Here is a 10109-nt window from a genome sequence, read left to right on the forward strand (position 1 = left end):
CGCCAGGCCCACGACGAGACATACGGCGGCGCTTAGGGCCTGTCCTGGGAACGACCGTCAGTGGCGGGCCTCCTGCGGGCCGGCGACCCGGATCGGCTCCTCGATCAGGCGCACATCGAGCGACTCCTCGGGTCGCAGCCAGGACGCGGCGCCCGTGCCCCCGGGGTCGGCGACCCACCGCCGGCAGATCCGGTCGACGCCGAGCGGATAGACGGTGAGCGTCCCGTCCCGGTCGATGTGCATGCGGAGGAAGCTTTTCCCGTCCTCGATGCCCTGCCCGGCGTACAACTCGTTGACGTTGACCTTGAATTTGCTTGCCACCAGCAGATAGAGCGCGCAGACCTGGGTCGACACGAAGCCGATCACGGGCAGGTAGAGCACGACGGCGACGATCAGCGGCCCGGGCCACGTCCAGTCGTGGAACGGCAGCCGCTGCCACAGCCAGGTGCCGCCGGCGGCCAGCGCGATCTGGGCCGCGCCGTGGGACACGCCGAGAATCCAATGCCTGGCGTGTTTGGCCAGCCCTGCCCCCGGTGGTTTCGCGAAAAGCACCGTGCCCGTCATGATCAGCACCAGCATGAGCACGAGCGGGATGCTGAACAGGCGCCGGATCGGACCGCCGTCGCTGCTGGCGGCGCCCGACATGGCCAGCATGGTCAGCGTCTGCAGGATGCCGAGCATGGTGGCGAAGCCGGGGTTGCGGACCGCGATCCGCTTGAACACGCCCCAGCCCATCCGCTTGGACGTCGGGAAGTCCGGAAAGGCGGAGGCCAGCGTGTAGCGCCGGCTGCGGCTGGCGTTGCGGGTCAGCGTCTCGCGGGGCGGCACGATCAGCTCGCCCGGCAGCGCGTGCGTGCCCAGGAGGTACGCGCCGCCCCCGCCGCAGGTGATCAACTCGCGATCCTCGCCGGTGTACCTCGCGTAGTGGTGCAGGTCGCCGGAGACCAGGAGCCGGACGTGCGCGCCGGTCGGGCCGAGGATGGTGCGGATGAAGTAGTCGACGGCGTCGTAGCGGCCCGGGTCGTCCGCCGCCTTCACCCACGTCGGCGACGGCGTCATCAGGATGATCCGGTCGTCCGGCCCGACACCCTCGGCCGCCTTCTCGAAATACAGCAGCTGGGGATCGTCGATATAGGCCCCGAACTGCTCGTCGATCGCGAACAGCCACCAGTCCGACGGAAGCTTGACAGCGAAGTAGGAGCGCCGCTGGCCCGTCCGCCACCCGCCGATGTGGCTGTCCTTGCGCCGTGCGAACAGCCGGAGGAACGCGGTCAGTCCGTCGTACCAGTCGTGGTTGCCGGGCAGTGCGTACAGCGTCGGGCGCCCACCGGCGGGCGCCTCGGGCAGGGCCGCGCGGTAGGGCCCCTTGGTGCGGCTCTCGTAGCCGTCCCCACTGGCCAGCGGATAGACCTGGTCGCCGCCCATCAGCAGGACACCGCCCCGGGGCAGCAGTTGCCCACCGACCTCGAGTCGCGGCTGCGCCAGTAGATAGGCCACCGAGTAGGTCGCGTGGAAGCCGTCGCCGAGGTCGGACACGTAGTCCAGCCAGATCTCACCGTCCGTGCCCGTCTGCGTGAAGACGTCGCCGTCCAGGGCGTTCTGCAGCTCCCGCTTGTCGAGGTAGGCCCCGAAGAGGATCGCCAGCAGCGTGCGCAGGCCGGTGCTGAGCAACAGCAGCGGCGCCAGCCAGCCGACCGGCCGCTGCGGCGTGAAGCCCAGCTCCTGCGGGTCGAGGCTGGTCGGCCGCTTGCGCGCGGGGGGCTCGGCCTCGGCGGGACGCGGCTGTGGAACAGTCGGCGGCGGCACACGCGGCGTCGGTGCCGCCTCCGGGGGGCGGTGATCGTCCATCACGCGAGGGACTCTAGCCCGGAGGTATGACACCGGCTGTCTGGTTACGGCGCGGCGGAAGGTAACCCGCTCCGGGACGGCGGGGACGATGCCGTACACTTGCTCTTCGTTGTGACCCGCCGCCTTAGCTCAGTCGGTAGAGCGACGCACTCGTAATGCGTAGGTCGACAGTTCGATTCTGTCAGGCGGCTCCATCTCAGGCCTTGGCCGGCGAAAGCGGGCCAAGGCCTCGTGTTCATCGCGGCGTTCGTCGAGGCGCTGCGCGCCTGGTCGCCGGGCGGCCACGTGGTCGGCAGTGCACTGCTGGGCGGCTTCCTCACGACGTCCTTCGTCCTGCTGGAGCGGATGGGCGCCGCCCCGGAACTCGACGCCGACACCCGTGCGGCGGTTGCCGCCCTGGCCTCGTCGATGGCCGTCTGACCGCGATCCCGTCGTACCCAGGCCGGCGGTTTGATGCAAGGCGATTCCGTCAGGCGGCTTCTCCAGGCCCCAGGCCCGTGGCCTGGGCTTTTCCGCGTACCAGGCCGTGGGCGCAGCATGCTAGTGCGCCATCTGCTACATGGCACCTTGAACGGTGGCGATCAGCGATCCGGCGTGTTCTACTGAGGACAGGCAGTAAGGGCGGGCTCTCGAGGGGGAAGGACCAATTCGGCACCCGGCGGCAACCGGGTGCCGTTTTGCCCTCCAAGGGATTTCGTTTCTTCGATTCAGCGAGGTGGGATTCTCTCCGAGCCGTGACCGCGGCCCCTTTTCCTTCCTCGGCGACGAGTACGGAAGGGAGAAGGCAAATGCGTACCTACTACCGTGGGCCCCACGCCTTCGTTACGGCTGACCGGTTCGTGTGGCGGTTGGACACTCCCAGGATCTTCGCGGTGAGCGAGCTGCGCGACATCCGTCGCGTCGTCCACGTCCCGCAGGGTCGCCGCACCGACGTGGTGCTGGTGGCAGCGGCCGGCTCGATGGCCTTCGCGGCCGCCAGCTGGGTGGTCGTCGGACCGGTGATCGGGGCGGTGGCGGTCGGCCTGTCGATCATCGCGGCGATGGTCGCCGTGTCGACCCGGCGGTTCCGTGACACGCGCTCCTACCGGGTCGTCGCGACCGTCCAGGGGGCCCGGACAGTGATCTTCGAGGCTCGCGATCTGCAGGTGTTCAACCAGGTCACCCGGGCCCTGAGCCGGGCCGTTGACGACGGGCGGCACAGCGACGATCACATTGGACTCGTCGCGGCCTGATGATCACCTAGTGCCCCGGCGCTGTGACTCATCTCGTTTCGGTGAACCTTGCACCCCGGATTACTCGTTCTGATAAGACAGTGGGTAGCATGACGCGCGACCTCGCTGCTTGCTATCAGGCAGGCAGCGAGGTGGCAGGTTAAGGGTCTTCAACGATGAAGGAGCCATGGCTGACGTCGTCTCACCAACTGTCGCGCGCAGGCGCGTCCGGTTGGCGCTGCGCGAGGCCAGGGAGGCGAAGGGGCTGACCCAGCTCGAGGTCGCCGAGGAGATGGAATGGTCTTTGAGCAAGGTCATTCGCATCGAGAACGGCGACGTAAGCATTTCTCCCAATGATCTGCGCCCGCTGCTGGCGTATCTGGGTTTCAAGGATCGAGCGCAAATCGCAGCGCTGGTCTCCGATGCCAAGATCGCCCGCACCCGGGCGCATGTCTCGTGGTGGCAGGATTCCAAATTCCGCACCCTGTCGGATTCGCTCAAGCGATATTTCGAGTACGAATCGGTCGCCACAGCGGTCCGGTCCTATTCCATCCGGTACATCCCGGGTCCCTTGCAGCTTCCCGAGTACGCGGCGGCCCTGACCGGCTCCCTCGATGACGAGCTGGACGAGGATCTGATCAACCAGATCGTCGACGCCCGCCGCTACCGGCGTGATTCGGTCGTTTCCCGCCTCGGTGATTCCCTCGCCTATTACACCGTTCTCGACGAGGCGGTGTTCATGCGCTCCACCGGTGGCCCGGTGTCCTTTGCCAAGCAGTTGTCGGACCTGCGTGACCTGGCCACTAGTCGTCGGGTGCATATCCGAATGCTGCCTTTCTCGTTGAACGTTCCGATCGCCAACAACGCGAGCTTCGACCTCGTTTCGCTGGGTGATCCGGACGGCGGCAACGAGGTCTTGTACAGAGAGAACGGTGTCGCCGACGAGCTGATCGAGGATCCGCTGGCGACGTCGCGTCATCTCCGGCGATTCAACAAACTTTGGCAAGTGGCTGCCAGTGAGTCCGACACAATCGGGTTCATCGGCAAACGCATCGACTTGTTGCAACACGGCCAATAAGCCAAAGAAGTACTGGTTAGTTGTCCTCAACGTGGAGATGGACCATGGCGGTCCACCTATAGACACCATCGGAGAGCCCAAAGTGACAAGCGTCGACTCACCCCGCTGGCAGCGGAGCAAGAGCTGCAGTGGCGGACAATGCGTCGAGGTGGCCAAGGTCGGTGGCCAGTACCTCATCCGCGACTCCAAGCGGCCCGAAGTGGAGCCGCTGAGCTTCACCCCGGACGAGTGGACCGCATTCGTGCAAGGTGTCAACGCAGGCGAGTTCCGCTTCTAGCCTTGCCTGATGCCGGGTGCCCCAACGATGAGGCACCCGGCAGTAAAATGACATCTCGGACTAATCAGTACCTATCGCCAACTGGACAGCATTCATTCACGCTTCTCACGCTCTGCCGTACTCTTCGTCACATACCGTGTACCGAGGAGTTTGAAGGAGGCGTGTTGATGGCCGAGTCGACCCGACCCTTGGAGTGGCGCCGCGCCAGTCGTTGTGCCGGTGGCAATTGCATAGAGGTGGCCAGGGATGGCGACCGCTACCTCATCCGCGACTCCCGTGACCCGGATGCCAGGCCGCTGCAGGTCAGCGCCGCCGAGTGGGCCGCCTTCGTCGGGGGCGTCCGGGACGGCGAATTCGAGTTCGACTGAACCTCTGTGATCTAGGTGCCGGAGGAGCAGAATCGCAATCGTGGACGTCGGTAAGCCGGAGGAGTACTCCAGCGTCACTGATCCGGGTCGGTTCGCGGTGCTGCACGAGGCCGCGGACGGCCTGCTCGACGAGCTGACCGAGCAGTTCACGGTCGAGCGGCGGGAGTCGAAGGAGCCCTGGGGCGCCGAGTTCGTGCGTACGGTGCGGCTGATTCCGCGTACGCTCGCCGCCGCCCCGCTCGCCGTCTCGTACACCGACTTCCCGAGCGTCGTGCTGCGCCTCGGCCGCTGGTACACCGAGCGCCTGCCCAACTGCGGCTGCGACGCCTGCGGCGAGGAGCCCGATCACCTGATCATGGACCTGCGGGCGCAGGCGTCGGCGCTGGTCGAGGGCGGCCTCTGGGAGCGCGTCCGGCGGGGCGTCTCGGGCTCGTGGTCGGAGGTGCGGCTGATCGGCCCGGATGTCGACGTCGGGCGGGAGACACTTCTGGACGCCCGCGAGGCCCGGGCGGCCCGCCGCGAGGGCTTCGCGGCGGCGGTGCAATGGGCGCCGTGGCCTCGGCGTTCCTGAAATTGTCGGACCCCGGTGCTAAACCAGACCCATGTCTTGGGTACGCGCCATCGCCGCCGATCAACTGGGCTTCTACTGGGAGCACAGCCTGTGGCCTCGCCTGCAGGGCCTGACCGACGACGAGTACTACTGGGAGCCGGTGCCGGGCTGCTGGTCGGTGCGGCCCGACGCCGACGGGCGCTACGTCCCGGACCATCCCGGTGCCGGCGGTGAGCCCGATCCGCCACCGGTCACCACGCTCGCCTGGCGGATCACGCACATCGCCGTCGGCGCCTTCTACACGCGGGCCAGCACGTTCTTCGGTGACGGCAGCGTCCCGGCGGAGGCGGACATGTTCGATCCGCGGCACCGGCCCGACTCCCTGCCGCCCACCGCCGCGGGCGCCCTCGAGCTGCTGAGGTCCTCGTTCGAGTGGTGGCGTGACGGTCTGCTGTCGATGGACGAGGAGGCCTTCACCAGACCGCTGGGGCCGCGCGGCTCGTTCTTCGCCGAGCAGTCGATGGCGCAGCTCGCCCTGCACCTCAACCGCGAGACGATGCACCACGGCGGCGAGATCTGCCTGCTCCGCGACCTCTATCGAGCCACCGGCGGCCGACCGGTCTGATCAGGCGCCCTCGCCGCCGAGCAGGTTCACCGCGACCCGGATCTGCGGCCGCCGCAGCACCCCGGCCATGGTGATCTCACCGCGGCAGAAGGACTCGAAGGCACGCCAGCCGAGCGGTGTGGCCATCGCGGCGTGCATGAGGTGACGATGCCGGGAAAAGACGTTGAGCAGCCGCCGGCCGGCGGTCATCTCCGGCGCGAGGTGCTTGCGGATCAGGGCGGGGTATCCGTCGAGTGCTCCGACGCCCTGCCGGGCGGCCCGCGCGGCGATCTCTCCGGCCCACGTGCCCGACCGGAGGGCGTAACTGATGCCCTCGCGGGTCCACGGCTCGAGCAGGCCGGCGGCGTCCCCGGCGACCAGCACCCGCCCGCGCATCAGCGGGGCGTCCGGGGTGCGGCAACGAGTCAGGTGGCCGGAGTCCCGGCGTACCTCGCGATCGCTCAGACCCAGACCCGCCAAGAAGCGCGTCAGATAGTCCTTGGTCTCCGCGCCCTTGCCCTTGGCCATGATCACGCCGACGGTGAGCTCGTCGTCCTTCGGGAAGACCCAGCCGTACGATCCGGGCTCGGCGCCCCAGTCGAGCTGCACCCGGCGGCGCCACGCCGCGCGGTCCTCGGGTGTCGCGGCGAGCTCCACCTCGAGCCCGAGGTCCTGCTGGTCGAACGAGACACCGACGTAACGCGACATGATGCCGGCCGAGCCGTCGGATCCGATGACCACCCCCGCGGTCAGCTTCGCGCCGTCGGCCATCGTCACGGTCACCGCGTCGGCGTCCTGTTCGAGGGCGCGGACCTGGACGTTCTGCCGCACGTCGGCGCCGGCGGACACGGCCGCCTTGAGCCAGGCGTGGTCGAAGTCGTCGCGCCGGACCATGGTGAGCAGCGGCTTGCCCCCGGCCTGCCGGGTGAACGGCCGATGCCCGTCGTCGGAGAAGGTGATGGCCGAGACCGTGTCGCGGGCGGGCACCTGCACCAGCGGCGCGGCGATGCCGAGCGACGTGCCGATCAGGCCGCCGCCGCAGGTCTTGTATCGCGGATGCTCGGCTCGTTCGAGGACGACCGTCCGGGCGCCGGCCGCCGCGGCGGCGCGGGCCGCCGACAGACCGGCCGGTCCGGCCCCGACGACGGCCACGTCGAAGTCCGGCTCTGTGATCACTCGACGGAGTCTAGGACTTGCCGGAACGTGCGTCGCCGGGAGGCCGGACGGCGGTCAGACGACCGCGGGCTCGCCGATCTTGTCGAGCAACTTCTCGCAGAAGGCCGGCAGGTCATCCGGCTTGCGACTGGTCACGAGGCTGTCGTCCACGTGCACCTGCTCGTCCACCCAGGTCGCCCCGGCGTTGGCCAGGTCGGTCCGCAGGCTCGGCCAGCTGGTCAGGGTGCGCCCGTCCACGACGCCGGCCTCGACCAGAGTCCACGGTCCGTGGCAGATCGCCGCTACCGGCTTGCCGGAGTTGACGAACTCGCGGACGAATCGCACGGCGTCCGCGTCCGCCCGCAGGAAGTCCGGATTGGCGACACCGCCGGGCAGCACCAGGGCGTCGTAATCGCTCACCGCTGCGTCCTTGACCTGACGCTCGACGGGATAGGTCTTCGACTTGTCCATGTGATTGACGGCCTGGATCTCGCCGTCCTTGATCGAGATCAGCTCTGCCACGCCGCCGGCCTTCTCGACTGCCTCGCGCGGTTCGGTGTATTCGACCTCTTCAACGCCATCGGTCGCGAGGAAAGCCACACGCTTGCCCTGGATCGATGCGGTCATGGTGATGCTCCCTTCGAGGTTGCTGCCGGGCCCGCCCGGCTCCTGTCAATGGCCTGCCCGCTTCAGCCCACGGCAAACGGCCCGGCCGGCGAGTTCATCGCCGGCCGGACCGATTCACGTGGGGCGCGGGATCGGTGTCAGCTTCGGTTGGCGTGGGCCAGAGCCGGGATGGAACGGCGGTTCGCCAGCTCGCCGCCGTACCAGGCGGCGAAGAACGCGGCCGTCAGCGAGAGCACCTCGACGGCGAGGACCCCCCAGCCGGCGACCCGGTCGGGGGACTGCATGCGCAGCATGAGGATCACGGCGAAGAGGACCAGCACGCCCATGTGCATCAGGTTGCGCTGCACTCCGACGCGCTTGGCCTTGCCGCCGCGGACGAAGGCCAGGTCGATCGCGCTAGCCAGCACCACCAGGATGCCGCCGATCAGGCCGGCCACGATGTTCCAATAGGCCAGGGCGCCGAGGATCTCCGGGCCGCCGAGCAGGTCGCCGAGGTCGAAGAGGACGGCCATGGTGAACAGCCCGAGCGGGAACATGACCAGGATGGGGTGCACAGCCTGGCCGGCGATTCGGAGTCGACTTTCCACTGGTCGATCAGCCTCCCCAGCCCTACCGGATTCACGGACGTCAGTGGGCGTACCCGAGCCCTTCTTTAATGAAACGCGCAGTGACGAGTGCTACGCCCTGATTCTCCTCGGTCAGGTGAAACTCGGCAAGAATTCACCCGGCATCGTTTACCCAGCTCAACACCCCTGCAGGCCGTCGATGTGTGCACACGGCCTGTACGCAATCTGCAACATGGCAACTTGATGTGTAGCGGTCAGCCGGGTAGCCGTGCTCTACTTGATGTAAGCAGCAAAAGGCGGAGCGGAAGGGCAGGAAAGCAAAGGCACCCGGCGGCAACCGGGTGCCTTTGTCGCCTCTGAGCTCCGTCAGCAGTCGCAACGCGCGAGGCGGGGAATTCTCTCTTTGCCAATGGTGGCTCGCTCTCCCTCTCCTCGCAAGGAGCACGGGAAAGGAGTTCGCCATGAGCACACGCACCTACTACCGTGGGCCCGACGCCGTGGTGACCAGCGAACTCTTCGTCTGGCGCACCAAGCCGGCGAGGATCTTCGTGATTCGCGAGCTGGGCCATGTCGGCATCACCTGCGGCGACCCCGATCGCGCACGTCCACACACCACCCACGCCGCTGCGGGCTCGGCCGCCCTGGCAATCGCCGTCTGGCTCATTGTGGACGCTCCGGTTCTGCTGGTGGCGACCTGCCTGGCGGTCGCGCTTCCGGTGGCCGCGATCGGTGCCTACTGGCGGCTCAGGCCGCGTCTCTGGAGGCTGCACGCCACCTACCGAGGGGACGACGTCGTCCTCTACGCGTCGACGAACGGGCGAGTGTTCAACCAGGTCATCCGGGCTCTACGCAGAGCCATCGAGGATCTGCCGCACGACGACGTCTGGCACTACAGGGCCGCTTGACGGGCCGCACCGGCACCCCGCGACCGGCGGGGTGCCGGCCGGTCCCCGCGGCAATTTGAAGTGATCGACTCGGAGGCCGACACGATCGGACGTTCATGATGCGAAATCATCCCCCTGTCCGGAGGTCACGATGACCCAATGGACAGTCGCCATCCCGGCGGCGAGCCTCTTCGTCGCAACCGTTGCCGCGTTCTTCGCCGTGCGGGCGCACATGCGCAGCCTCAACCGCCTGCGGCTGGGATACGGCTTCACCGAGCCGGTCACCGTCGGCATGAAGCCCGACCCGGTGACCGGGGTCGACGAGGCCAACGAGTTCGAGGTCGTGTTGCGCAACCTCTCCCGGGAGGTGATCAAGGCGGACGAGTTCTCCGGGCAGCCGATCGTCGTGCGGCTCGGCGCCCGGGTGCTCGAGGTCTCGGGGGTCACGTCGCGCCCCAGGGAAAGGGTGCGACCGAAGGTGCCGGTCGCCGACGGTACGAAGATCCTCATCGATCCGTTTGCCTTCTGCCTCGGTCAGGAGGTTCGGATCCGGGTGAAGACCGATGATCCGCCTCGGGACGCGCGGGTGGAGGCCGATGCGCCGGCGGTTCTGCTGCACCACATGCGCCGGCGATAGCCCGCCTGTGGACGGCCGGGGAAAACTGTCATACCCCGCGCCTACGTTGAGGCCCACCCAGTGCCGGGGTGGGGGAGGCGGCGGCGCGGGTGGGGGAGGCGGCGGCGCGGGTGGGGACGCGGCGGCGCGGGCAGGGAGGGACGCGGCGGACGGGGCGGCTCCGCTTCAGTTCTTGCGGGTCGGGTCCAGTGGGCGGATGTTGCCCGCTACCAGCAATGCCACGCCCAGCAGGACGGCCACCGCGATCAGGCCCTTCTGCACCGTGATGTGGTCGCCCAGGAAGCCGATCAGCGGCGGCCCGCCC

General features: G+C 68.2%; 13 protein-coding genes and 1 tRNA gene. 10 read left to right on the forward strand and 4 right to left on the reverse strand.

The annotated features are described in order from the left end of the window. Nucleotides 1–57: 57 nt before the first annotated feature. Nucleotides 58–1848, reverse strand: coding sequence for a metallophosphoesterase (locus AB0M20_RS12010; protein WP_364297226.1), 1791 nt, complete (start codon nt 1846–1848; stop codon nt 58–60). Between the two features lie 118 nt (nt 1849–1966). Here AB0M20_RS12010 and AB0M20_RS12015 point away from each other — a divergent pair. The 8 genes from AB0M20_RS12015 to AB0M20_RS12050 all read left to right on the forward strand — a co-directional run bounded on the left by AB0M20_RS12015 (nt 1967) and on the right by AB0M20_RS12050 (nt 5957). Continuing rightward, nucleotides 1967–2042, forward strand: a tRNA-Thr gene (locus tag AB0M20_RS12015). 37 nt (nt 2043–2079) lie between these two features. Beyond that, the gene (locus AB0M20_RS12020; protein WP_364297202.1) at nt 2080–2268 is read left to right on the forward strand and encodes a hypothetical protein; all 189 of its coding nucleotides are present in this window, start codon (nt 2080–2082) and stop codon (nt 2266–2268) included. A 368-nt stretch (nt 2269–2636) separates the two neighbouring features. Further along, a complete protein-coding gene (locus AB0M20_RS12025) occupies nt 2637–3080 on the forward strand; it encodes a DUF6232 family protein (protein WP_364297204.1) in 444 nt (147 codons plus the stop codon). 166 nt (nt 3081–3246) lie between these two features. Next, the gene (locus AB0M20_RS12030; protein ID WP_364297206.1) at nt 3247–4137 is read left to right on the forward strand and encodes a helix-turn-helix transcriptional regulator; all 891 of its coding nucleotides are present in this window, start codon (nt 3247–3249) and stop codon (nt 4135–4137) included. A gap of 82 nt (nt 4138–4219) precedes the next feature. Then, nucleotides 4220–4414, forward strand: coding sequence for a DUF397 domain-containing protein (locus tag AB0M20_RS12035; protein WP_364297208.1), 195 nt, complete (start codon nt 4220–4222; stop codon nt 4412–4414). 167 nt (nt 4415–4581) lie between these two features. Next, complete coding sequence (locus AB0M20_RS12040; RefSeq protein WP_364297210.1) at nt 4582–4782, forward strand: DUF397 domain-containing protein; 201 nt, start codon at nt 4582–4584, stop codon at nt 4780–4782. A 40-nt stretch (nt 4783–4822) separates the two neighbouring features. Further along, a complete protein-coding gene (locus AB0M20_RS12045) occupies nt 4823–5353 on the forward strand; it encodes a DUF6226 family protein (RefSeq protein ID WP_364297212.1) in 531 nt (176 codons plus the stop codon). A 31-nt stretch (nt 5354–5384) separates the two neighbouring features. Further along, the gene (locus tag AB0M20_RS12050) at nt 5385–5957 is read left to right on the forward strand and encodes a DinB family protein (protein WP_364297214.1); all 573 of its coding nucleotides are present in this window, start codon (nt 5385–5387) and stop codon (nt 5955–5957) included. Here AB0M20_RS12050 and AB0M20_RS12055 read toward each other — a convergent pair whose 3' ends face one another. From AB0M20_RS12055 to AB0M20_RS12065, 3 genes are all read right to left on the reverse strand, one after another. Further along, nucleotides 5958–7112, reverse strand: a complete 1155-nt coding sequence (locus AB0M20_RS12055) for a geranylgeranyl reductase family protein (protein ID WP_364297216.1) — start codon at nt 7110–7112, stop codon at nt 5958–5960. 54 nt (nt 7113–7166) lie between these two features. Then, entirely contained in the window at nt 7167–7718 is a 552-nt protein-coding gene (locus AB0M20_RS12060; RefSeq protein ID WP_364297218.1) for a type 1 glutamine amidotransferase domain-containing protein, read from the reverse strand. 137 nt (nt 7719–7855) lie between these two features. Then, entirely contained in the window at nt 7856–8305 is a 450-nt protein-coding gene (locus tag AB0M20_RS12065; protein ID WP_364297220.1) for a DUF2231 domain-containing protein, read from the reverse strand. A gap of 440 nt (nt 8306–8745) precedes the next feature. Between AB0M20_RS12065 and AB0M20_RS12070 the strand changes: the two genes are divergently transcribed. Both AB0M20_RS12070 and AB0M20_RS12075 read left to right on the forward strand, forming a co-directional pair. After that, complete coding sequence (locus AB0M20_RS12070; protein ID WP_364297222.1) at nt 8746–9189, forward strand: DUF6232 family protein; 444 nt, start codon at nt 8746–8748, stop codon at nt 9187–9189. A gap of 130 nt (nt 9190–9319) precedes the next feature. Continuing rightward, the gene (locus tag AB0M20_RS12075; protein WP_364297224.1) at nt 9320–9805 is read left to right on the forward strand and encodes a hypothetical protein; all 486 of its coding nucleotides are present in this window, start codon (nt 9320–9322) and stop codon (nt 9803–9805) included. Nucleotides 9806–10109: the final 304 nt, after the last annotated feature.

The sequence above is a fragment of the Actinoplanes sp. NPDC051633 genome (assembly GCF_040681735.1).
In the GTDB taxonomy this organism is placed as follows: Bacteria; Actinomycetota; Actinomycetes; order Mycobacteriales; family Micromonosporaceae; genus Actinoplanes.